This is a genomic window from Dokdonella koreensis DS-123, assembly GCF_001632775.1.
Lineage (GTDB): Bacteria > Pseudomonadota > Gammaproteobacteria > Xanthomonadales > Rhodanobacteraceae > Dokdonella > Dokdonella koreensis.
On record NZ_CP015249.1, the window covers coordinates 3,671,414 to 3,694,775 of the forward strand.

At 70.0% G+C, this 23,362-nt stretch carries 22 protein-coding genes; 11 read left to right on the plus strand and 11 right to left on the minus strand.

What is annotated here, in order from left to right; all coding sequences use genetic code 11:
- Positions 1-10: 10 nt before the first annotated feature.
- Entirely contained in the window at positions 11-1,915 is a 1,905-nt protein-coding gene (gene thrS / locus I596_RS15040; RefSeq protein WP_067649722.1) for a threonine--tRNA ligase, read from the minus strand.
- Between the two features lie 407 nt (positions 1,916-2,322).
- Here thrS and I596_RS15045 point away from each other — a divergent pair, with 407 nt between their 5' ends.
- On the plus strand, positions 2,323-2,916 hold the full coding sequence (locus I596_RS15045; RefSeq protein WP_067649725.1) for an HNH endonuclease: 594 nt from the start codon (positions 2,323-2,325) through the stop codon (positions 2,914-2,916).
- A 13-nt stretch (positions 2,917-2,929) separates the two neighbouring features.
- On the opposite strand, the gene I596_RS15050 is transcribed toward I596_RS15045, so the two are convergent.
- Positions 2,930-3,298 carry a DUF6164 family protein gene (locus I596_RS15050; protein WP_067649728.1) on the minus strand — a complete coding sequence of 123 codons (369 nt, stop codon included), beginning with the start codon at positions 3,296-3,298 and terminating at the stop codon, positions 2,930-2,932.
- Positions 3,299-3,301: 3 nt separating this feature from the next.
- Positions 3,302-3,784, minus strand: a complete 483-nt coding sequence (locus tag I596_RS15055) for an MgtC/SapB family protein (RefSeq protein WP_067649731.1) — start codon at positions 3,782-3,784, stop codon at positions 3,302-3,304.
- Between the two features lie 161 nt (positions 3,785-3,945).
- On the opposite strand from I596_RS15055, the gene I596_RS15060 reads away from it, so the two are divergent.
- From I596_RS15060 to I596_RS15080, 5 genes are all read left to right on the plus strand, one after another.
- Complete coding sequence (locus tag I596_RS15060) at positions 3,946-4,866, plus strand: pseudouridine synthase (RefSeq protein ID WP_067649734.1); 921 nt, start codon at positions 3,946-3,948, stop codon at positions 4,864-4,866.
- A gap of 250 nt (positions 4,867-5,116) precedes the next feature.
- A complete protein-coding gene (locus tag I596_RS15065) occupies positions 5,117-5,938 on the plus strand; it encodes a hypothetical protein (protein WP_067649737.1) in 822 nt (273 codons plus the stop codon).
- Between the two features lie 279 nt (positions 5,939-6,217).
- Entirely contained in the window at positions 6,218-6,427 is a 210-nt protein-coding gene (locus I596_RS15070; protein ID WP_067649740.1) for a cold-shock protein, read from the plus strand.
- A gap of 74 nt (positions 6,428-6,501) precedes the next feature.
- Positions 6,502-6,753 carry an RNA recognition motif domain-containing protein gene (locus I596_RS15075; protein WP_067649743.1) on the plus strand — a complete coding sequence of 84 codons (252 nt, stop codon included), beginning with the start codon at positions 6,502-6,504 and terminating at the stop codon, positions 6,751-6,753.
- A 93-nt stretch (positions 6,754-6,846) separates the two neighbouring features.
- Positions 6,847-7,317 (plus strand): RDD family protein, encoded by a 471-nt coding sequence (locus I596_RS15080; RefSeq protein WP_067652097.1) that lies wholly within the window; start codon positions 6,847-6,849, stop codon positions 7,315-7,317.
- A 25-nt stretch (positions 7,318-7,342) separates the two neighbouring features.
- On the opposite strand, the gene lptG is transcribed toward I596_RS15080, so the two are convergent.
- Both lptG and lptF read right to left on the minus strand, forming a co-directional pair.
- Positions 7,343-8,446: an LPS export ABC transporter permease LptG gene (gene lptG / locus I596_RS15085; RefSeq protein ID WP_067649746.1), complete on the minus strand. Its 1,104-nt coding sequence runs from the start codon at positions 8,444-8,446 to the stop codon at positions 7,343-7,345.
- Complete coding sequence (lptF, locus tag I596_RS15090) at positions 8,443-9,558, minus strand: LPS export ABC transporter permease LptF (RefSeq protein WP_067649755.1); 1,116 nt, start codon at positions 9,556-9,558, stop codon at positions 8,443-8,445. The genes lptG and lptF overlap by 4 nt, the downstream gene beginning before the upstream one ends.
- A gap of 152 nt (positions 9,559-9,710) precedes the next feature.
- Between lptF and I596_RS15095 the strand changes: the two genes are divergently transcribed.
- From I596_RS15095 to I596_RS15110, 4 genes are read left to right on the plus strand one after another with little or no spacing between them, the layout of a single operon-like run.
- Positions 9,711-11,204, plus strand: coding sequence for a leucyl aminopeptidase (locus tag I596_RS15095; protein WP_067649758.1), 1,494 nt, complete (start codon positions 9,711-9,713; stop codon positions 11,202-11,204).
- A complete protein-coding gene (locus I596_RS15100; protein WP_083965624.1) occupies positions 11,201-11,626 on the plus strand; it encodes a hypothetical protein in 426 nt (141 codons plus the stop codon). The genes I596_RS15095 and I596_RS15100 overlap by 4 nt, the downstream gene beginning before the upstream one ends.
- 3 nt (positions 11,627-11,629) lie before the next feature.
- Positions 11,630-12,052, plus strand: coding sequence for a DNA polymerase III subunit chi (locus I596_RS15105; RefSeq protein ID WP_067649761.1), 423 nt, complete (start codon positions 11,630-11,632; stop codon positions 12,050-12,052).
- Entirely contained in the window at positions 12,049-15,009 is a 2,961-nt protein-coding gene (locus I596_RS15110) for a valine--tRNA ligase (protein ID WP_067649764.1), read from the plus strand. Before I596_RS15105 ends, I596_RS15110 begins: the two co-directional genes overlap by 4 nt.
- 54 nt (positions 15,010-15,063) lie before the next feature.
- Here the strand turns inward: I596_RS15110 and I596_RS15115 are convergent, their stop codons facing one another.
- The 3 genes from I596_RS15115 to I596_RS15125 form a co-directional block, all read right to left on the minus strand.
- A complete protein-coding gene (locus I596_RS15115; protein ID WP_067649767.1) occupies positions 15,064-15,453 on the minus strand; it encodes a VOC family protein in 390 nt (129 codons plus the stop codon).
- A gap of 86 nt (positions 15,454-15,539) precedes the next feature.
- A complete protein-coding gene (locus I596_RS15120; RefSeq protein ID WP_067649770.1) occupies positions 15,540-16,091 on the minus strand; it encodes an NADPH-dependent FMN reductase in 552 nt (183 codons plus the stop codon).
- 89 nt (positions 16,092-16,180) lie between these two features.
- A complete protein-coding gene (locus I596_RS15125; protein WP_067649773.1) occupies positions 16,181-18,460 on the minus strand; it encodes a thiamine pyrophosphate-dependent enzyme in 2,280 nt (759 codons plus the stop codon).
- A gap of 102 nt (positions 18,461-18,562) precedes the next feature.
- Here I596_RS15125 and I596_RS15130 point away from each other — a divergent pair, with 102 nt between their 5' ends.
- Entirely contained in the window at positions 18,563-20,896 is a 2,334-nt protein-coding gene (locus I596_RS15130; RefSeq protein ID WP_083965625.1) for a serine/threonine-protein kinase, read from the plus strand.
- A 27-nt stretch (positions 20,897-20,923) separates the two neighbouring features.
- Here I596_RS15130 and I596_RS15135 read toward each other — a convergent pair whose 3' ends face one another.
- From I596_RS15135 to I596_RS15145, 3 genes are read right to left on the minus strand one after another with little or no spacing between them, the layout of a single operon-like run.
- Complete coding sequence (locus I596_RS15135; RefSeq protein WP_257722433.1) at positions 20,924-21,526, minus strand: glutathione S-transferase family protein; 603 nt, start codon at positions 21,524-21,526, stop codon at positions 20,924-20,926.
- Positions 21,523-22,077, minus strand: a complete 555-nt coding sequence (locus I596_RS15140) for a GNAT family N-acetyltransferase (RefSeq protein WP_067649779.1) — start codon at positions 22,075-22,077, stop codon at positions 21,523-21,525. The genes I596_RS15135 and I596_RS15140 overlap by 4 nt, the downstream gene beginning before the upstream one ends.
- A gap of 52 nt (positions 22,078-22,129) precedes the next feature.
- A complete protein-coding gene (locus I596_RS15145; protein ID WP_067649782.1) occupies positions 22,130-23,302 on the minus strand; it encodes an acyl-CoA dehydrogenase family protein in 1,173 nt (390 codons plus the stop codon).
- Between the last annotated feature and the right edge of the window lie 60 nt (positions 23,303-23,362).

Sequence of the window (23,362 nt, forward strand, 5' to 3'; positions counted from 1 at the left end):
ATACCCGGCTTCAGGCCCGGGTGGTCTCGGATTTCAGGCGCTCGGCGAAGGCCTGGACCGACATCGATCCCAGGTCCTCACCCGTGCGAACACGCACGGAAAGCGCCCCCGCCTCCCTTTCGCGGTCGCCCGCAACCAGCAGGTAGGGCACTTTGTTAAGCGTGTGTTCGCGGATTTTATAGCCGATCTTTTCGTTGCGCAAATCCGCCTCGACCCGGAATCCTTGGGCCGCCAGCAGCTTGGCCGTCTCGGCCACGTAATCGGCCTGGGCGTCGGTTATGTTCATGACCACAGCCTGAACGGGCGCCAACCAAGCCGGGAAAGCGCCGGCATGGTGCTCGATCAGGATGCCGATGAAGCGCTCCATCGAGCCGACGATGGCGCGATGCAGCATGACCGGCGTGTGCCGGGCCGAATCCTCGCCCACGTACTCGGCGCCGAGCCGGCCCGGCATCGAGAAGTCCACCTGCATGGTACCGACCTGCCAGGCCCGGCCGATCGAGTCCTTCATGTGGTACTCGATCTTGGGCCCGTAGAACGCGCCTTCGCCCGGCAGTTCCTGCCACTGGACGCCGCAGGCCTGCAACGCCGAGCGCAATGCCCCCTCGGCCCGGTCCCAGACCTCGTCCGAGCCGATCCGGGAGTCCGGACGCAGGGCGATCTTCAGCGCGATGTCCTCGAAGCCGAAATCCGCGTAAACCGCCATCGCCTGCCGGTGGAAGGCGACCACCTCGGGCTCCACCTGCGCTTCCGTGCAGAAGATGTGGCCGTCGTCCTGCACGAAGCCGCGCACCCGCATCAGCCCGTGCAGGGCGCCGGACGGCTCGTTGCGCGTGCAGGAGCCGAACTCGCCGTAGCGGATCGGCAGGTCGCGGTAGCTGTGCAGGCCGTGGTTGTACACCTGCACGTGGCCCGGGCAGTTCATCGGCTTGAGCGCGTAGTCGCGGTTCTCCGAGGAGGTCACGAACATGTGCTCGCGGTAGTTGTCCCAATGCCCGGTCTTCTCCCAGAGCGACTTGTCCAGGATCTGCGGGCAGCGGATCTCCTGGTAGCCGGACGCGCGGTAGACGCGGCGCATGTACTGCTCGACCACCTGCCAGATCGCCCAGCCCTTGGCGTGCCAGAACGCCAGTCCGGGCGCCTCGTCCTGCATGTGGAACAGGCCCAGCTGCTTGCCGAGCCGGCGATGGTCGCGCTTCTCGGCCTCCTCGATGCGCTGGATGTAGGCATCGAGCTGCTTCTTGTCGGCCCAGGCCGTGCCGTAGATGCGCTGCAACTGCTCGTTCTTGGCATCGCCGCGCCAGTAGGCGCCGGAGATGCGCGTGAGCTTGAACGCCTTGAGGAAGCGCGTGTTCGGCACGTGCGGACCCCGGCACATGTCCACGTATTCCTCGTGGTGATACAGGCCCATCGCCTTCTCGCCGGGCATGTCCTCGATCAGGCGCAGCTTGTAGTCCTCGCCGCGCGCCTTGAACACCGCGATGACCTCCTCGCGCGGCGTGACCTTCTTGACGACGTCGTAGTCCTTGTCGATCAGCTCGCGCATGCGCTGCTCGATCGCCGCCAGGTCGTCCGGGGTAAACGGCCGGTCGTACCCGATGTCGTAGTAGAAACCGTCCTCGATGACCGGGCCGATCACCATCTTCGCGGTCGGATACAGCTGCTTGACCGCGTGGCCGACCAGGTGCGCGCAGGAATGGCGGATGATCTCGACGCCTTCGGCATCCTTGGGCGTGATGATGCGCAGCGACGCGTCGTGGTCGATGCGGTCGCTCGCGTCGACCAGCTTGCCGTCGACCGCACCCGCGACCGTGGCCTTGGCCAGGCCGGCGCCGATCGATGCGGCGACCTCGGCCACGCTGACGGGATGGTCGAACTCGCGGCGGCTGCCGTCGGGAAGCGTAATGGCGATCATTGCGTAGATTCCGGGGGTGATGGCGCCGGCACCACGGGTGCCGATGCTCGAAAACGATCGGAGGCCGCCGCTCACGGGGGCGGTCGACGTTCCAGGCCTGCGGGGGCGCCAGCTTCGGGCAGTGCGGCCGCAACCGGCGGCCGCGCCTCAGGCGCTGCGACGAATCAGCGGCGGATGGTTCGCGTGGACATGTCGCACACTCGGCCGGCGATCGCTCGCGGGCCACCTTTGGCCAGTACCGGAAACGGACGCGCAGGATAGCGCACGACGCCAGCGCGCTCAATCGCGCCGGCCGCGCCGGCACCGGTGTGCCGGCGCGGCCGCAGCGGTTCCCCGCCGTAACATTTTTGCTCTATGCTGCCGACCCAGCAAATGTCACTCCCGGTCCACCGACGACGGAGGCGTGAATGCTGGAAGTGGTACGCACGATCGGCGACATCCACAGCACCCGCGTGCTGTCCCTGGACGCGGCTGGCCGCATCATGGACTGGATCTCGTGGCAGGACGCCGTCTGCCTCTACGTGCGCGAAGCCGTGGCGTGGACCCTGGGCGCGCCCTGCCTGACGATCCGCGGCGGCATCAACCGGCGCGACGGCGAGCAGAGCCGGCTGGCCCTGCATCCGATCGTCGCCAGCACCGGGCATGCCCGCGGCCATGCGCTGGATCCCGCCCCCGCCCTGACCAATACCGCGCTGTTCGCGCGCGACCGCATGCTGTGCCTCTACTGCGGCAGGCACTTCCACCGCGGCGACCTGACCCGCGACCACGTCATGCCGCTGTCCAAGGGCGGTCGCGACACCTGGGAGAACGTGGTCACCGCCTGCCTGCACTGCAACGTCCGCAAGGGCAGCCGCACGCCGCAGCAGGCCGACATGCCGCTGATCGCGGTCCCGTACCGCCCGAGCTGGGTCGAGCACCTGATCCTGTCCAATCGCAACATCCTGGTCGACCAGATGGAGTTCCTGGTCAACCACCTCCCGCGCGACCGCCGGCCGGGCTGAGCCGGCGCCGGCGTCAGCCGCCGCGCAGCAGCAACGGCCAGAGCAGGCTGAGCGCGATCAGCGCCAGTGCGCCGGCCAGCATGCCGACCACGCGCAACGGCGTACGGCGCAACGAGCGCCACAGCGTATCGGTCTGGCCGGCGGCCCGGGCCGCTTCGTATTCGGCACGGACCCGCGCACCGCGCTCGGCCTGGTAGCCGATCATCAAGCCGCGGGCCCGGTCCGCCTGCACCGGATCGGCGACCCAGATCGCACCGGCCGAGATGCCCCAGCGGCTGGGCCGCGTCTCGTAGTGGACGATGCCGTGCCGGTCGAGCAGCGCACGCACCTCGTCGGCTTCCTCGTCCGGGACATGGCGCAGGTTCAACAGCTGGATCGGCACGCGCTACTCCTTCTCGATCAACCGCATCAACCGCGGCATGGCAGCGAAGATCAACAGCGCCAGCAGCGTGCACAGCACGGCCGACGCCTCGTGGCCGAGCCCGGCGGTCATGCCGATCGCCGAGGTCATCCAGATTCCCGCGGCGGTGGTCAGGCCCCTGACCCGGTCCTCGGTATCGGCCTTGAGGATCGTACCCGCGCCGAGGAAGCCGATGCCGGACACGATGCCCTGGATCACCCGCGTCAGCTCGGCCGGCTGCACGCCGGCCTGCAGCGGGATCAGCACGAAGATCGCCGAGCCCAGCGAGACCAGCATATGCGTCTTGATGCCCGCCGCCTTGCCCTTCTGCTCGCGCTCGAAGCCGAGTATGCCGCCGAGAAGGGCGGCGATCAGCAGGCGGATGCAGACCCGCGTCAGCTCCACGAGGTCCGGAAGGTCGGAGAACTCCGCCGCGATCGTGCCGCCGATCTGTTGCCATGCGCTCATGCGTAGTCCTCGGTCCGGGGGACGGCCTGCCGGCATGCGAACGGAGTCGGCGCGCGCGCCCTGGTGCGGACGCTACGGCATCGCTCGCGAGCCGCTGCGGATCTTTGCGGTTCGATGCTGAAGCTGCGCGGACCGCCGGCGCAGGATACCCTCCCCTCACCATGTCCGATCAGCCCACCCCGGCCCCGCTCCCCGCACGGCCGGTACGCGACGGTGTCGTCGCGAGCACCGTCCACCTGCCTCCGGGGCCCTGGCCGACCGTGCTCGACGGCCTGTGCGCGCTGTTTCCCACCGTACCGTCCGAACACTGGCGCGACCGCATGGCCCGCGGCCTGGTGCTCGACGCGCACGGCCAGCCGATCGGTCCGCTGCAACGCTATCGTCCCGGCCTTTGCGTGCGCTACTTCCGCGAGGTCCCGGCCGAGCCGCCGATCCCGTTCGCCGAAGGCATCGTCCACGTCGACCGGCACCTGATCGTCGTCGACAAGCCGCCGTTCCTGCCGGTGGTCCCGGCCGGTAGCCACGTTGGCGAAACGCTGCTGGCGCGCCTGATCCGCCGGTTCGACAACCCCGACCTGGCGCCGCTGCACCGCATCGACCGCGCGACCCGCGGCCTCGTGATGTTCTCGGCCGACCCGCATACGCGGGCCCGCTACCAGGCCCTGTTCCGCGACCGGCACGTCGACAAGCGCTACGAGGCGATCGCAGCACCCTTGCCCACGCTGCAGTTTCCGCTGACGCGCGCGACGCGCCTCGCAGCCGGCGAGCCGTTCTTCCGGATGCAGGAGATCGACGGGCCGGCCAACAGCGAAACGCAGGTCGACGTGATCGCCCGCGGCCCCACGCACTGGCGCTATGCGCTGCGCCCGGTCACCGGCCGGAAGCACCAGCTGCGCGTCCACATGGCCGCCCTCGGCGCGGCGATCCTCGGCGAGGATCTCTACCCGAGGCTCGATCCGCGGCCGCCCGGAGACTACGGCCGGCCGCTGCAACTGCTCGCCCAGGGCCTGAGCTTCGCCGACCCGATCGACGGCACGCCGCGCCGCTTCGTGAGCCGGCAGGCGCTCGTCGATCCGGCCTGACGCGGACGGGCCTCCCGCTTCCGCCTTCGGCCGCGGCACGCCAGGGACACCTAGACGAAAGCGAAACCGGCGGCCCTCACGACAGGCTGCGCCCATCACGCCGGGCCCGGCCGCGTTGTCCGCCGCGCCTCGGACGTCAGTCGACACGTGGCGACGGGCGCCCGGTGGGACGACACGACGGTGCATTGCAGTCCACACCAAGCCCCATCGCACGCTCTAAACTGACGGCACCTACAAGGGGGAAACCGCCATGCCGCCCGTCCGCATCCCGGCGACCGTGCTGTCGTGCCTGCTGGCCACCGGCGCTTCGGCGCAGGATTTCGTCTTCGCCGACAACTTCGAGCCGGTCACCGCCCTGCGCCTGACCGACCTGGACCTGCGCGATCCGCACGTCTACGTGGATGCGATCGTCAGTTGCCTGGATGCAACCGATACGCCGCTACTGGGGTTCTCGCTGAACGCCTCGATCCAGACGCAGATCGAGACCGATGCGGATGGCGACGGGCTGCTGGACGCCAGCTTCATGCAGCTGTTCCGGCCGTTGGCGACCGCAGGCAGCGGCCGCGTCGATGTCACGTCCGCGGCCTGCCTGGCGCCGCAATCGGCCACGGCCTGCGTCCGCGACCCCGGCCAGCCGGTCCAGGTGCGCAGCTGCACGACGTCGGCCACCGACACCTGCCTGGCGCCGCCGGCCGGCTCGGTCCGCCCGTACACGCCTGCCGTCGCCCTGCCGGCGCCGCCCTGCTGGCGCAGCGACACCCAGGACACGACGCTCGACCTGGCCGGCATCGCCGTCCCGGCGCGCGCGGTGACGTTCGCGGCGACATTCGCGGGGGCACCGGTGACGCTGCAGAACGGATTGATTTCGGCGTTCGTCCGCGAGGCCGACGCCGATGCCGCCCTTCTTCCCGCCAGCCTGCCCCTGGTCGGCGGGCGCCCCTTGTCGTCGATCCTGCCGGGCGGCACCGGCAGCTGTGCCGCGCACGATGACCGGGACCTGTTCGAGGGAGAAAGCGGCTGGTGGTTCCATCTCAACTACACCGCCGTGACGGTTCCCTGGAGCGGTGGCTGACGGCCCGCCCGGCGCGGCGCCGCTCAGGCGGCTCGCCCGGCATGCTGCAACGCAGCATAGGCGTACAGTTTTTTCAAAGTGCTATTCGCTTTTCGTTAAGAAAAGCGGTAGAGTGACTCCCACTGTGTTTGCTTGGGTCACGGTGAATCGTGGCCTGATGCGGTCGATTCCGATCAACCGCTACATACCGTCGTTTCGCTACTCCCTGCAACTCAGTCCTGATTCGGGTGTTCCGTTTTCAGGGTTAACTTAATCACCGCCGTTGCAGGAGTTAGAAAGATGTCTGAACGTCAGACCGGTACCGTCAAGTGGTTCAACGACGCCAAGGGCTTCGGATTCATCACGCCCGAGAGTGGTCCTGACCTGTTCGTGCACTTCCGTGCCATCCAGGGGACCGGCTTCAAGTCGTTGCAGGAAGGCCAGCGCGTCAGCTTCATCGCCGTGCAGGGACAGAAAGGCATGCAGGCCGACCAGGTCCAGCCGCTTTAAACGACCGTACTCAGCGTGTCATTGGCGCCGGGAGGCTCGCACTCCCGGCGTTTTCATTTTTGGAGGAAAGATAAATGTTGACTCTCACCGTCCGCGGTCTCTCACGCTCGTCCACCGAGAAGGAGGTGACCGATCTTTTCTCCACCCACGGCAAGGTCCGCAGCCTGCGTCTGGCGCGCGACGTATTCAGCGGCGAGTGCAAGGGCTACGCCGAGATCGAAATGGAAGGCCATGAGGCCCGCAACGCCATCGCCGCCCTCAACGGCGCGTTCACCGGCGACGGCGCGCTGCGCGTGGAGCTGAAATCGGAGAAGAAGCGCCGCTGAGCCCTGCCGGGACACGCCGGCGCATCCTGCGAGCCGCCGGCCGCGTCTGCGATACTCCGCCGCGGCCGGCGTCCCGGCCGGATGACCGCCACGATGTCCGCCCACCCACCGCACCTTGCCGCAGCCGAACCGGATTCCGCCGCCGCTCCGCTCTGGCGGCGCCTGGCGGCGCTCGGCTACGACCTGATGCCGCTGCTTGCGCTGTGGATGCTGACGGCCGGACTGGTGCTGCTCGCGTTCCACGGCGAGGTCGACGTCGCCCATCAGCCGCCGCTGTATCACTACAGCCTGCAGGCCGCCCTGCTCGGCGTCACGGCGGCCTACTTCGTCGTCTCCTGGACCCGCGGCGGCCAGACCATCGGCATGCGCGCATGGCGTATCCGGCTGGCCGCGGCGGATGGACGTTCTCCCAGCCTCCGGCAGGCCCTGCTTCGCTTCGCGGTCGCGCTGCCGTCGACGGCACTGCTGGGCACCGGCTTCCTGTGGAGCCTGTTCGACCGGGAACGGCGCGCCTGGCACGACATCGCCGCCGGGACCCGCCTGCTGCGCCAGCCCAGGCGCTGAAGAAGGCCGGCGACGCGCCGTCGCGTCAGGCGTGACGCCTGAAATAGGCGAAGGCCGCGGCGACCAAGATCAGCGGCGGAACCAGGTTGGCCAGCGCCGGATGGAAACCGTAGACGGTGGCCATGCTGACGATCGCGCTCTGCAGGAAGTAGAAGCCGATCGCCAGCACCATGCCGATGAACAGGCGCTTGGCGAGCCCGCCGCTGCGCAGCGCGCCGAACGCGAACGGCATCGCGCAGAACGCCAGCACGAGGACGCTCAGCGGATAGAACAGCCGCTTCCAGTACGCCTCGCGATAGCGCGAAGCCTCCTGGCCGTTGCGCTCCAGCGTCCGGATGGTGCGCCCGAGATCGCGGCTGGACATGTAGTCGGTACGGACGATGCTCAGCGACAGCAGGCGCGCGTCCAGCCGCGAGTTCCAGTCCATCTGCGGTGACAGCGTCGTGTTCGCGCGATCCGTACCGAACTCGGTCCTGCGCGCGTCGTGGAGCAGCCAGCGCCCGCCTGCATGCGTGGCCCGCGCGGCCAGCATCAGGACCGAGAGGCGGCCGTCCGGATCGAACTCGAACACGCGCACGCCGAACAGCTCCAGCTCGGTGCCCGAGGACGTATCGAGCGTGCGCGCCCGGCGCGCGCTGACCACCTTGTCGCCGTCGCGGGCCCACAGGCTGCCGCCCTTCGCCAGCGTGACGTCGTTGGACTTGGCGGCCAGTTGGAGCGCCTGCGCGCGCTGGTCGCCGAGCGGCGCCAGGGTCTCGCCGATCGCCGTGACCGCCACCGTCAGCACGAACAGCGCGAGCGCCACCGAAGCGCAGATGCGCAGCTTCGACAGGCCCGCCGCGCGCAGGGCCGTCAGCTCGCCGCTGCCGGCCAGCGCCCCGAGCCCGAGCAGGCCGCCGATCAGGGCGGCATAGCCGAACATCTCGTAGAGCCGGCGCGGCACCGTCAGCAGGACGTAGGTGACCGCCTTGCCGATGCCGTAGTCGTTCTTGCCGACATCGCCGAACTCGCCGATCAGGGCCATGAACGCGTCGATGCCGACCAGGACCAGCCAGGTCAGCGCCACCGCACCGAGGACCGACTGGGCCACCAGGCGGTCGGTCTGCCGCCGCCAGCTCCGCGCGCTCATGCGGCACCCCGCACGGCGCGCGGCCGGCGCAGTTGCTGCCCACGCCAGACCAGGACGCCGGCTATCGCGATCGTCGCCAGATAGATCCACCAGTAGCCGACCGCCGTCGACAATTTCCCCGCCACCATCCAGGCGCGCCCGAGGACGATCGCGTTGGCGTAGATGAAGTAGCACAGCACCGCGATCAGCAGGCGCGCGTAGCGCGGCTCGCGCGGATTGGAGCGTGCGAGCGGCAGCGCCAGCAGGGTCAGCACCAGGGCCGACAGCGGCGAGGCCAGGCGCCAATGCAGCTCGACGCGCTGGACCAGGTCGTCGCTGGACCACAGCTGCGCCGTCGGTGCGGAGCGCTTGCTCTTGTCGCTGCCCTGGTCGGCCTCGCCGGACGGCAGCTTGACGTCGTTGCGCGCGAACCGCATCAGGCGGTAGTCGTCCGCGCCCACCCGGCCCTCGACACGGAAGCCGTCCATCAGCGCCAGGTAGCGGCCTTCGCCGTCGGCGTCGTGGTACATCTCGCCGCTCGGCGCGGTGATGATGTCGATGCGCCGCTGCCCGTCGTCCTCGTCGCCGCGCTCGGTCGCGACGAACAGGCGCTGGAAGCGCCGGCCGTCCTCGGACATGCCGGCGACGTAGATCACGCCGTCGGTTCCCGGCAGCGACACGAACTTGCCCGGCTCCAGGCCGGCGACGATCATCGAGCGGTTGGCGTCGTCGAGCAGGCGGTCGGCCAGCCGCACCGAGGCCGGCGCGAGCCAGAACGAGACCAGGCCCAGCACCAGCATGGCCGGCCCCGCCAGCAGCAGCAGCGGCCGGACCAGGCCGCGCAGGTCCAGGCCGGACGCCGAGAGCACGGCCATCTCGCTGTCGCGCCAGAGCCGGCCGTAGGCCATCAGCACGCCGAGGAAGATCGCCAGCGGCAGCAGCACCGTCAGGCCGTCCACCGTGCGCAGGCCGATGAGGACGAACAGGAGGTCCGCCGGCGCCCGTCCACGCGCGACCCGGTTGAGCAGGTCGGCTACCGTGCTGCCGACGGTGATCAGCAGCAGGATGACCGAGACCGCGGCAAAGCTCTGGGCCAGCTCTCGCAGCAGGTAGCGGTCGATGATTCGCAGCATGCGGGTCGGGATCGTTCCGGCCGGGCCGGGGCTTCGGGGATAGGGGGTGCGGCCGGCGCCTGTTAAACTGCCGGGCTGTGCCGCATCCGGTCGCGCAGTGTACCTGCCCGGCCCGCGCAAGCGATTCAAATCCCGTTGCCCTGGTGCCCGTAATGACCCTGCAGTTCAGCCTGACCCGCGAATCCCCCGAATCCGCCGCGACACCGTGCGTCATCGCCGGCCTCTACGAGGACCGTGTCCTGACCAGCGCCGCGGCGCGCCTGGACGAGCGCTCCGGCGGCGCGATCAAGCGCCTGATCGAGAGCGGCGACGTGACCGGCCGCGCCGGCAACACGACGCTGCTGTTCGCACTGGAAGGCGTGGCCGCGCCGCGCGTCCTGCTGGTGGGCCTCGGCGAGCAGAAGAAGATGGATGCCGCGGCGTTCAACCGTGCCGCCTACGAATCGGCGCGCGCACTCAAGGGCCTGCCGATCGCCGCTGCCCTGTCCACGCTGGCCGAGATCGACGTCCCCGGCCGCGACCTCGGCTGGAAGCTGCGCACGCTGGCGCTGGCCGCCGACCACCAGGCCTACCGCTATACCGCCACGTTCAAGCCCAAGGACAAGCCCAAGAGCCCACAGATCGAGGCGCTGGCGCTGTCGGTGGCGGCCGACACGGCGGCCGGCAACAAGGCACTCGGCGAGGCGCTGGCCATCGCCAAGGGCGTGCGCTTCGCGCGCGAGCTGGGCAACCTGCCGCCGAACATCTGCAATCCGGCCTACCTGGCCGCCCAGGCCAAGACGATCGCCGACAACCGCAGCGGCGTCACGCTGGAAGTGCTCGAGCGCGAAGACATGCTCAAGCTCGGCATGGGCTCGCTGCTCGGCGTCGCGCAAGGCTCGGCCAACCCGCCGAAGCTGATCGTGCTGCAGTGGCGCGGCGGCGGCGCCGGCGACAAGCCCTATGCCCTGGTCGGCAAGGGCATCACCTTCGACACCGGCGGCATCTCGATCAAGCCGGGCGCCGGCATGGAGGAGATGAAGTTCGACATGTGCGGCGCGGCCGGCGTGCTCGGCACCTTCGTCGCGGCGGTGGAACTGAAGCTGCCGCTGAACCTCGTCTGCCTGGTGCCGGCCGTGGAGAACATGCCCGACGGCGCGGCCTACCGGCCGGGCGACATCCTCACCAGCATGTCCGGCCTGACCATCGAGGTGCTCAACACCGACGCGGAAGGCCGCCTGATCCTCTGCGACGCGCTGACCTATGCGCAGCGCTTCGACCCCCAGGTGACGATCGACGCCGCCACGCTGACCGGCGCCTGCGTGGTCGCGCTCGGCAAGCATGCCTCGGGCCTGATGACCAAGGACGAGGAACTGGCCGACCAGTTGCTGGCCGCCGGCCAGACGACGCTGGACCGCGCCTGGCGCCTGCCGTTGTGGGACGACTACCAGGGCCAGCTCGACTCCGGCTTCGCCGATGTCGCCAACATCGGCGGCAAGTACGCCGGTGCGATCACCGCCGGCTGCTTCCTCTCGCGCTTCACCAACGGCTTCCGCTGGGCCCACCTGGACATCGCCGGCACCGCCTGGGACGAGGGCCGCAAGGGCCTGGCGACCGGCCGGCCGGTGCCGCTGCTGGTGCAGTACCTGATCGATCGCTGCGGATGAACACGCCCCCCGACGACGCCCTGCAGCGCGGCAAGAACTCGACGATCGCGACCATGCTCGGCGTGGCGCTGGTCTCGGGCGTCGTCAACGTGGCGATGAACCCGGACTTCGGCCAGCAGGCGGCGCTGACCGGCACGCAGCTGGCCGCCAACATCGTGCTGATGCTGCTGGGCTTTCGCTGGCTGCACCTGGACAGTGCCCAGCTCGACATCCGCCGTCCGCTCTGGCTCAACATCGGCATCGTGCTGCTGGCGATCTTCTTCGTCCCCTACTACCTGTACAAGACGCGCCGGCCGGGCCTGCGCCTGGTGCCCATCGCGCTGTTCTTCGCCTTCGTGGTGGCCCTGACGGTCGCTTCCAGCATCGGCAGCGGCCTCATGCTCGGATTCCGCGCCGGGCCGCTCCCCACGTCCGGCATCTGAACGATGGCCCGCGCCGACTTCTACCTGATCGACAAGCCGCGCTTTCGCGAGGATCCGCTGCTGCTCGTGTGCGAACTGACGCGCCGCGCGTTCGCGAGCGGGCAGCCGACGCTGATCCTGGTGCGGTCGCTCGACCAGGCCGAGGCGCTCGACGCCAGGCTGTGGGAATTCGACGAGTCGGCGTTCATCCCGCACCAGATCGCCGGTGACGACGACGACGCGGTGACACCGGTGCTGATCGTCCCGCCCGGCACCGATGCCGCGGACCGGCCGCTGGTGATCAACCTGCGCGACCATTGCGCCATCGGCCGTTTCGAGCGCGTGCTCGAGGTGGTCGCCGCCGATCCGGCCGAACGCGACGGTTCGCGCCAGCGCTGGAGCGAGTACAAGCGTCGCGGACTGGAACTCAAAAAGAACGACATGTGACCACCATGGAAAAAAGCTTCGAACCCGGCCAGATCGAGCCGAAGTGGTACGCGAAATGGGAAGCCGACGGCCGCTTCGCGCCGCGCGGCGACGGCGAGCCGTACTGCATCCTGCTGCCTCCGCCCAACGTCACCGGCACGCTGCACATGGGGCATGCGTTCCAGCAGACGATCATGGACGCGCTGACCCGCTATCACCGCATGCGCGGCTACCGCACGCTGTGGCAGGGCGGCACCGACCATGCCGGCATCGCCACGCAGAAGATCGTCGAGAACCAGCTGGCCGTCCAGGGCCAGTCGCGCCACGACCTCGGCCGCGCCCGCTTCGTCGAACGCGTCTGGCAGTGGAAGGAGCAGTCCGGCTCGACCATCACGCACCAGATGCGCCGCCTCGGCGCGTCGGTGGACTGGTCGCGCGAACGCTTCACGATGGACGAAGGCCTGTCCACCGCGGTGCGCCGGGTGTTCGTGCAGTGGTACCGCGACGGCCTGCTCTATCGCGGCCGCCGGCTCGTCAACTGGGACCCGGTGCTGCAAACCGCGGTGTCCGATCTGGAAGTCAACAACGAGGAGAAGGACGGCTCGCTGTGGTCGATCCGCTACCCGGCCGCCGATGGCGGTGACGGCCTGGTCGTCGCGACGACCAGGCCGGAGACGATGCTCGGCGACGTCGCCGTGGCCGTGCATCCGGACGACGAGCGCTACCGGCACCTGATCGGCAAACACCTGAAGCTTCCGCTGACCGGGCGGCAGATCCCGGTGATCGCCGACGACTACGTCGATCCCGCGTTCGGCACCGGCTGCGTCAAGATCACGCCGGCGCACGACGTCAACGACTACAAGGTCTGGGAGCGCCATGTCGGCTCCGGCCTGTTCGACGGCCTGCCCGAGCGCGGGCTGTTGTCGATCCTGGACCGGCAGGCGCGGGTTCTCGGCGACATTCCCGTCACCGGATCGACCGCCCACACGATCGAGCAGGCCGCCGAAACGGCCTACTCCGCCCTGGCGATCCGCGACCTGGTTCCCGTGGCCTATCGCGGCCTGGACCGCTTCGCCGCGCGCAAGCAGATCATCGCCGACCTGGATGCCGAGGGGCTGCTGGTCGAGACGAAGAAGCACACGCTGCAGGTGCCGATCAGCCAGCGGTCCGACGCGGTCATCGAGCCGATGCTGACCGACCAGTGGTTCCTCGACCTCACGCGCGAGACGCGGGCGGACGGCAAGCCCGGGCCGGGCGGTCGCACCGCGATCACCGAACCGGCGCTCGCCGCCGTGCGCGACGGCGCCATCCGCTTCGTCCCGGAGAACTGGTCCACCACCTACAACCAGTGGCTGGAGAACATCCAGGACTGGTGCGTCAGCCGCCAGCTCTGGTGGGGCCACCAGATCCCGGCCTGGTACGACGAAGCCGGCAACATCTTCGTCGGCGAGGACGAGGCCGACGCGGTCGCCCACGCCGACGTCGCGCCGGTCGGCGCGCTGACGCAGGACGCCGACGTGCTCGACACCTGGTTCTCCTCGGCACTGTGGCCGTTCTCGACGATGGGCTGGCCGTCGGACGGACCGGTCCGCGAGGACGGCCGCGTCGTCGCCGACTGGTCCGGCGACCAGGCCTTCCTGCCGACGGCGGTGCTGGTCACCGGCTTCGACATCATCTTCTTCTGGGTGGCGCGCATGGTCATGGCCACCCAGTACTTCACCGGCAAGGTGCCGTTCCGCGAGGTCTACATCAATGCCATCGTGCGCGACGCCGACGGCCAGAAGATGTCCAAGTCCAAGGGCAACACGATCGATCCGCTGGACCTGATCGACGGCATCGACGTGGAATCGCTGGTCGCCAAGTCGACCGCCTCGCTGCTGATCCCGCAGGTGCGCGAGAAGGTCGCCAAGCGCATCCGCAAGGACTACCCCAGCGGCATCGCCGCGGTCGGCGCCGACGCCGTGCGCTTCACGTTCGCCGCGCTGGCCACCTACGGGCGCACGATCAATTTCGACCTCAAGCGCGCCGAGGGCTACAAGAACTTCTGCAACAAGCTCTGGAACGCCGCACGCTTCGTGCTGATGAACGTCGAAGGGCCGCGCGCGGACGACGGTGCGCCACCGGCGACGCCGGCCGAGCACTGGATCCTTTCGCGCCTGGCCGTGACGCTCGACGAAGTGCAGACGCAGTTCGCCAGCTACCGGTTCGACCTCGTCGCGCAGGCGCTCTACGAGTTCGTCTGGAACGACTACTGCGACTGGTTCCTGGAACTGGCCAAGCCGGCGCTCAACGGCGAGGACGCGACGGCCGCGGCATCGACCCGGACCACCCTGCTGCGCGTGCTGGAGGCGATCCTGCGCGCGCTGCATCCGATCATGCCGTTCATCACCGAGGAAATCTGGCACGCCGTGGCGCCGCGCCTGGGCATCGCCGGCGACAGCGTGTCGATCCGCCCGTACCCGGTCGCCGGCGAGTTCGCCGCAGGCCTCGATGCGCAGGCCATCGCCGACACCGAATGGCTGCGCGCGGTGCTGAGCGGCCTGCGCCGCATCCGCAGCGAGATGAACATCGCGCCGGGCAAGCAAATCCCGCTGCTGTTCGCCAAGGGCGAGCCGGCCGATCGCGTCCGCACCGACCGTTTCGCCGCGCAGATCGCGTTCCTGGCGCGCACCGAGTCGCAGCGCTGGCTGGCCGACGGCGAGGACGAGCCGGCCTCGGCCGCCGCGATCGTCGGCGAACTGCGCGTGCTGATCCCGCTGGCCGGACTGATCGACGTCGCCGCCGAGCGCGCGCGCCTGGACCGCGAGGCCAAGCGCGTCGAAGGCGAGATCGCCAAGTGCAACGGCAAGCTCGGCAGCGAAACCTTCGTCGCCAACGCCCCCGCCGCCGTGGTCGAGCAGGAGCGCCAGCGGCTGGCCGACTTCACGCGGACGCTGGACGGCCTGCGCGAGCAGGCGCGCCGGCTGGGTTCCGCCTGACGATACGCGCTGGAAAGCACCGTGGCAGGGAAGCCACGCGGCCCGCGCCGGTCCCTACCGCGGCCGGCGCGCGTAGCTGACGGTCAGCGCCTCCCAGACGTGTCCGTCGGGCTCGCTCCAATAGACGATGCGCCCGGCGTGCTGCGTATTGACCTGGCGATCGACCGGCCCGTGAGGCGTGCTGCGATAGGCGATGCCCCGGGCCTGGATCCTCTGCAGGATCCGGTCGAAGTCGGCCTCGCCGACGCGAAAGCAGTAGTGCTGGACCGGGAACGGGCCGTCGGCCGTGTCGAAGTCCAGGGTCAGTCCGTCGTTGACGTAGACCGGACAGAACGGCCCCACGCCCGTCGCCGACCACGGCACGTCCAACAGCGCGGCGAGCAACGCCGCCGCGGCTTTGGCGTCCCGGGCCGGGACGATCGCGTGATCGAGCTCGATGCTCACGACGCCTCCGATGCAGCGGGCGTACGAACGCGCATCGACGTTCGTACGATCCGGGCTGCGTCACCGGACATCGGCCGCCCCGCCGCTCAGCGCGTCGCGCCGACCCAGGCGGCGAAGCGGTCGACGAAGCCCTGCAGGAACGTGCGCGTGCCGTCGCTGGTGATCGTGCCGTCGGCCTCGACCAGGCCCTCCTTGAACTGCACGAAGACCTCCGGCTGCGGCAGCGTGTCCACGTCCAGGTAGGACAGCACGTTGCGCAGGTGCTGCTGGGCCAGCGCCGAGCCGATCGCGCCGGGCGATGCGCCGATCACCGCGGCGCGCTTGCCGGCGAACGAATTGGTGCCCCACGGACGCGAGCCGATGTCGATCGCGTTCTTGAGCACGCCGGGAATGGAGCGGTTGTACTCGGGCGTCACGAACAGCAGCGCATCGGCCGCCTTGACCTGGTCCTTCAGGCGCTGGCCCTGCGACGGGTAGCTGCCGTCGAACTCCTGCGTGTACAGCGGCAGGTCGCCGATCTCGACCGGCTCGAACGCGAGACTGGACGGCGCGAGCTTCTCGATCGCCTTCGCCAGCCGGCGATTGATCGATTCCTTGCGCAGACTGCCGACGAAGACGGCGACGGTGATCGTGCTCACGGGACGGCTCCTGGGCGGAAAGGGACGGTCAGCGTACCGCGTCGCCAGCGGCCGTGCAGGCGGCCGCGGCACCGGCGGCGGCCATCCGTTCAGCCCAGGGCGGCGGCAGCGGCCACGATGTCGGCATCGCCCGGCAGCACGACCAGGGCGGCGCCGGCCAGCGGCGTGTAGGTGTCCGCGCCGACGACGCGGCGCAGCGGTGTGCTGCCGAGGCCGGCCTCGACCACCGCGGTGATGACGCCTTCGCCGACGCCGGCCGAATGGCGACCCTCGTCGACGACCAGGATGCGCCGGGCCGACCGGGCCTGGTCGGCGATGAAGGCCTCGTTGAGCGGCACCAGCCAGCGCAGGTCGACCACGCGTACCTGCCAGCCCTGGCGCGCCTGGATCTCGCGCGCGGCCCGCAGGCTCATCGGCACGCCGTTGCCGTAGGTGAAGATCACCAGGTCGTCGGCATCCACGCCGTAGACACGGCCCTCGCCGAGCGGCATCGCCTGGTCCGGCGCCGGGTACGGGAACAGCCATTGGCCGTCGCCGGCCTCGTACAGGTCCTTGGTCATGTACAGCGCGATCGGTTCGAGGAACACCGTCACGCGCCCGTCGATCCGCGCCAGCGCGGCCAGCGTGCGCAGCATCGTCGCCGCGTCGTCGCCGCGGCTGGGACAGCCGACGACCAGGCCGGGAATGTCGCGCAGCGCGGTGATCGAGTTGTCGTTGTGGAAATGGCCGCCGAAGCCCTTCTGGTAGCCGAGCCCGGCGATGCGCACGACCATCGGGTTGCGGTACTGGCCGTTCGAGAAGAACTGCAGCGAGGCCGCCTCGCCGCGGATCTGGTCGCAGGCGTTGTGGAAGTAGGCCAGGTACTGGATCTCCGGCAGCGGCAGCATGCCCATCGTCGCGTAGCCCTGGGCCAGGCCGAGGATCGTCGTCTCGTCCAGCAGGGTATTGAACACGCGCGCGCTCTTGAACGCCTTGTGCAGGCCCTTGGTGACCGTATAGACGCCGCCCTTCTGGGCGACGTCCTCGCCGAACAGCAGCGTGTCGGGATACTTGCAGAACAGGTCGTGCAGCGCCTGGTTGATCTGGATCGCCAGGTGTCGCGGCGGCAGCTTCTCGGGCAGCTTGTCCTCGCCGCCGAACACCGCCGGGCGGCGCTCGGCATGATCGGTGCGCACGGCCTCGGCGGCGACCGCCGCCGGCGAGTACGGCGCCAGCGGCTCCACCACCTCCGCCAGCGTCGTCAGCTTCGACCGCCGGTCGGCTTCCTCCGCGGCGGCGAAGCACTTCGCGCGGATGTCCTCGTAGGCGGCCAGCAGCGAGTCCTTCGTGTGGATGCCGGACGCCAGCGCGATCGCGGCCGAACGCAGCAGCGGATCGCCGGCCTCCACCTGCACCAGTTCTTCCACGCTGCGCCATTCGATCTCGAAGTCGGTGCCGGCGTGGCCCATGATCCGCGTGGTGCGCAGGTGCAGGAAGGTCGGCCGGCGCGTGCGGCGGCAGTGCTCCACCGCGCGCCGGACGTCGGCATAGCCGGCCGCCAGATCCAGGCCGTCGGCGTAGAAGTAGTCCAGGTCGCGGCGCTCGGCGAAATTGCGCGCGACCCAGCCATCGGGCGTCTTGACCGAGATGCCGATGCCGTTGTCCTCGCAGACGAACAGCACCGGCGCCGGCAGCTTCTGGTAGGCGGTCCAGGCCGCGGCATTGAACGCGGTCTGCGCCGTGGCGTGGTTGGACGAGGCATCGCCGAACGAACAGACCGCGATCGCATCGGACGGCACCGGCAGGGCATGGCCGATCCGGCGCGCCTGCTCGATCGCGATCGCGGTGCCGAGCGCCTTGGGCAGGTGCGAGGCGATCGTCGAGGTCTGCGGCAGCACCCAAAGCGGCTTGCTACCCCAGACCTTGTGCCGCCCGCCTGACGCCGGATCGTCCTTGCTGGCGGCGAAGCTCAGCGCCGAGTCCATGATCGGATCCATGTCCGGCAGCTTGCGGAAGCGCTCGGCCATGAACGCGCCCGACCGGTAGTGCAGGAAGGCCGGATCGGTGTGCCGGGTCAGCCGCGCCACCATCGCGTTGCCTTCGTGGCCGCTCGATCCGATCGTGTAGAAGACCTTGTTGCGCACGCGCAGCACGCGCGCCATCAGGTCCAGGTGGCGCGAGACCAGTTGCGATTCGAACAGCGCGACGAAATCGGCTACGGTGCAGCCGCTGCCGGGCAGGACCGGGGCATCGGCCGGCGGCCGCAGGGCGGCATCGCCCTGCCAGTCGCGGACGAACTCCAGGAAGTTCTGGTCGCAGATCTCGGCACGGTTCAAGCCACGGTGGCGGGCCGCGATGGCGGCGACGGGCGGATTCGGAAGGGCTGCCATGGGGGCGTTTGGAGTCGGGGCGATAGCCGGCTATTGTAGCGGCCGGCGCAGCCGCCGGCCCGGCCCCTGCCGCGGAACCGGGCCAACGACACAGGGGCACCCATGGCCGCATCGGGCCCGTCCTCCGGCGAGGACGACCGCACGCATATCCTCGATGCCGGCCAGGCCGTGGCCTCCGGCATGGACGAGATCGGCCCGGGATCGCGCATCGGCCCGTATGCGCTGCTGACGTTCATCGGCGAAGGCGGCATGGGCCAGGTGTTCCTGGCCGAGCAGGTCGAGCCGATCCGCCGCCGCGTCGCCGTCAAGCTGATCCGCCGCCAGATCGCCGACAGCCTGGCGCTGGCCTACTTCGAGATCGAGCGGCAGGCGCTGGCGCGCATGGAGCACCCGGCCATCGCACGCGTCTACGATGCCGGCCGCACCGCGCAGGGCTATCCGTACTTCGCCATGGAGTACGTGGACGGCGTCTCGCTGAGCGCGTGGAACCGCGAGACGCGGCCGGACCTCGCCACCCGCCTGCAGGTGTTCGCCGCACTGACGCGTGGCGTCCAGCACGCTCACGAGCGCGGCATCGTGCACCGCGACCTCAAGCCCGACAACGTGCTGGTCACCGAGATCGACGGCCAGCCGCATCCGAAGCTGATCGACTTCGGCATCGCGATCGGCGTCGACGGCGACGGGGCCGGCTCGGTGCTGCGCGCCGGCACGACCGACTACATGAGCCCGGAGCAGTTCGCCGAGGGCCATGCGGCCATCGATGCCCGCAGCGACGTCTACAGCCTCGGCATGATCCTGCTGCGCCTGCTGCTGCCCGACCCGCGCCTCCCCGTCGAACCGACGCAGCGCCCGAGCGAGCTGCACGCGCGCCTGCGCGCCTCGATCGACGGCACGACCGACCCGGGCCTGCAGGCGATGCCGCTGGAGCTGCGCCACCTGCTGGCCTGCGCGCTGGATCCGGACCGCAACCGCCGCTATGCCTCGGCCGCGGCCCTGGCCGACGACGTGCAGCGCTACCTGTGGCAGCGGCCGCTGAAGGCGGTGCCGCGGACGCGCCGCTACCGGCTGCGCAAGTACATCCGCCGCAACCGCGCCGGCGTCGCCTTCGGCGTGGCGATCACGCTCACGGTCCTCGGCGGACTCGGCGCCACGCTGTGGTCGCTGGCCAGGGCCGAGCGGGAAGCCGCGCGCAGCCGCGTCACCGCCGAGTTCCTGTCCACGGTGCTGTCGAGCGTGGACCCGGAGATCGCGCGCGACCTGGACAAGACGCTGCTGCGCAAGGTGCTCGACGAGGCGGCCGCCCGCGCCGCGCGCGAGCTGGCCGCGCAGCCCGAGGTGCTGGCACAGATCCGCACCGTCATCGCCAACAGCTACCTGGGCCTGGCGGACTACCCGCGCGCGCTGGAACACGCCACGCAGGCCAGGGACAGCGCGGTCGCGCGCTACGGCGCCGGCAGCGTCGAGGCGCTGTCGACCCTGCTCGCCTACGGCGATGCCCTGATCTCCACCGGCAAGGCCGACGAGGCCGAGAAGCTGCTGCGCCCGGCGGTCGCGGCCGCCGTCCTCGCCGCCGGCAGCGACGCACCGCTGACGCTGCGCCTGCGACAGTTGCAGGGTCAGGCCCTGCGCAGCCTCGGACGCTCGGAGGAGGCGCATGCCGAGCTGGTGCTGGCGGCGGCCGGCCTGCGCGAGACGCTCGGCGACGATGACGGCTTCACCATGAACGCACGCGTCGCGCTGGCCATCACGCTGGCGGACCTGGACCGGTTCGACGAGGCGATCGCGATGCTGCGCGAGCTGATCGAGCGGCGCAGCGCGCGGCTCGGCGCCGACCATCCGGCGACGCTGACGATGCGCAACAGCCTGGCCGTGTTCTACCTGCAGGCGCGCCGTTTCGCCGACGGCGAGCGCGAGCTGCGCAGCCTGCTGGAACCGACCGAGCGCCAGCACGGGGCCGACAACGGCTACACGCTGACGATCGTCGGGAACCTCGGCGGCGCCTTGCGGCAGCAGGGCAAGATCGCCGAATCCGGGCCGTACTACCGGCGTGCGATGGAGGGCACGCTGCGGCTGTACGGCACCGACCACCCCAGTTCGATCATGACCCGCCACAACTTCGCGAACTGGCTGCTCGACGATGGCCAGGCCGAGGCGTCGCTGCGCGCGCAGCAGGAAGCGCTCGCCGCCGCCGGACGCGTCTACCCCGAGCCGCACCCGACCGAAGCCGAGATCCTGACCGGCCTCGGCAAGGCCCTGACCCGGCTCGGCCGCTATGCCGAGGCCGAGCAGGCGCTGCTGCGGTCGATCGACATGAAGATCGCCACGCGCGGGCCGGACAACAGCCGCCTGCCGCTCAGCCGCGAAGCGCTGCGCGCGCTCTACCTCGCCTGGAATCGCCCCGAGGATGCGGCGCGCTACGCCGAGGCGCCCCGCTGACGCGCGCGAGCGCGCCGCGGGCGCCGGTCAGCACGCCTGCTCGACGAAGCCCGGCTGCGCGCGCACGCGGGCCAGCCAACCGGTGATCGCCGGATAGCCGGCGAGGTCGAAACCGCCGTCGGCGGCCGCATGGGTATAGGCGAACAGCGCGATGTCGGCCACGCCGTAGCCGGCTTCGACGAAGAACGCACGGCCGTCCAGGTGCCGCTCCATCACGTCCAGGGCGCGATATCCCTGTTCGAGCAGGCGCGGCAGCTCGGCCCGGCGCGGATGGTCCTCGGGCAGCCAGCCGCGGATGAAGCGCGCGACCGCGACATAGGGCTCGTGGCTGTACTGCTCGAAGAACAGCCATTGCAGCGTCTGCGCGCGCTGCCAGGGATCGGCCGCGAGGTAGTGCGTCCCGTCCGCGAGCCAGCACAGGATCGCGTTGGATTCGGCGAGCAGGCGGCCGTCGTCGCACTCGAGCAGCGGCACCTTGCCGTTGGGATTCTTCGCGAGGAACGCCGGCGTGCGCGTCTGGCCGCCGGCGCTGTCGATCTCGACCCATCGGTACGGCCGGCCGAGCTGCTCGAGCAGCAACTGCACCTTGTAGCAGTTGCCGGACCGCGCCATGCCGTAGACCGTGGTCACGCAGGCGTCCCGCCCGCGCGGCGTGCACGCCATTCCTCACGCGACTGCCCCCAGAGCTCGACGTCCAGGTCCAGCGGCGCCGGCAGGCGGCCCGGGCGCAGGTAGCGCGAGCCGAGCTTGGTGGCGACGGCCTTGGAATTGGTGTTGGCCGCGTCGATCGCATGGACGACCTCGGTCCAGCCGAGCGTGTCGAAGGCCCAGTCGATTGCGGCGGCCGCGCCTTCCGGCGCGTAGCCGCGGCCCCAGAACGGCCGGGCGATGCTCCAGCCCACCTCGGTGCCGGGCCAGCCTTCGGGCATCCAGGGCCCGAGCCGGCCGACCCAGCGCCCGGTCGCCTTCTCGATCACCGAGAAGAAGGCATAGCCGCGCACGTGCCAGCTGCCGACCAGGCCGACGAAGCTGCGCCATGCGACCGGCCGCGGCTGCACGCCGCCGAGATGGCGCATCGCCTCCGCGTCGGCGCTGAACGCGGCGAAATCCTCGAAATCCTCGGGCAGCGGCGGGCGCAGGACCAGGCGCTCGGTTTCGAGACGTGGAACGGGCGGCGTCATCGGGGGCGGTCGTCCGGGATGGTCAGGGCACGGGGCCGGCGGCTGCCGGCGGTCAGAACGCGTTGATGCCGGTCAGCTCGCGCCCGACCACGAGCTGGTGGACGGTCTCGGTACCTTCGTAGGTGATGACCGACTCCAGGTTCAGCGCGTGGCGGATCGGCGAGTGCTCGGTCGTGATGCCGGCCCCGCCGAGGATGTCGCGTGCCTCGCGCGCGATGTCGATCGCCATCCGGCAGTTGTTCCACTTGGCCAGCGAGACCTGGGTCGGCTGCATGACACCGGCGTCCTTGAGGCGGCCGAGCTGCAGCGACAGCAGCTGGGCCAGCGTGATGCGCCGGGCCATCTCGGCCAGCTTGATCTGCACCGCCTGGCGTGCGGCGATCGGCTGCTTGAACAGGATGCGGCTCTTGGAATAGTCCAGCACCTCGGCCAGGCAGGCGATCGCCGCGCCGATCGGGCCCCAGGTGATGCCGTAGCGGGCCTGGGTCAGGCAGCCGAGCGGCCCCTTGAGGCCCTTGACGTTCGGCAGGCGGTTGGCGTCCGGCACGCGGACGTTGTCGAAGTACAGCGCCGAGGTGACCGACGCGCGCAGGCTCATCTTCTTGTGGATCTCCTGCGCGGCATAGCCGGGGAAGTCCTTCTCGACCACGAAGCCCTGGATGCCCTCGTCGGTCTGCGCCCAGACGATCGCGATGTGCGCAAGGTTGCCGTTGGTGATCCACATCTTCGAACCGTTGAGGATCCAGTCGGCGCCGTCCTTCTTCGCATGCGTGCGCATGCTGCCGGGGTCCGAGCCGCCCTGCGGCTCGGTCAGGCCGAAGCAGCCGATGACCTTGCCGGCCGCCATGTCGGGCAGCCAGCGGCGGCGCTGTTCCTCGCTGCCGTAGGCGTAGATCGGATACATGCACAGCGAGGACTGCACGGACGCGAAGCTGCGCAGGCCCGAATCGCCGCGCTCCAGCTCCTGGCAGACCAGGCCGTAGCTGACGCCGTTCATGCCGGCGCAGCCGTACTCGACCGGCAGGCTGGAGCCGAGCAGTCCCAGCTCGGCCATCTCCGGAATCAGCTCGGTCGGGAAACGGCCGCGGTCGAAGCAGTCGCCGATGATCGGCAGCACGCGCTCGTCGGTGAAGCGCGCCACCGTGTCCTGCACCATGCGCTCCTCTTCGCTGAGCAGCGAGCGGACGTCGTAGAGGTCGGTGGGATTCAGCGGCGACGTGGCCATGTACGCGTTCCGTAAGGAAGAAACCGCCTATTGTAGGCCAAGCCCGGCCGATTCTCCTCC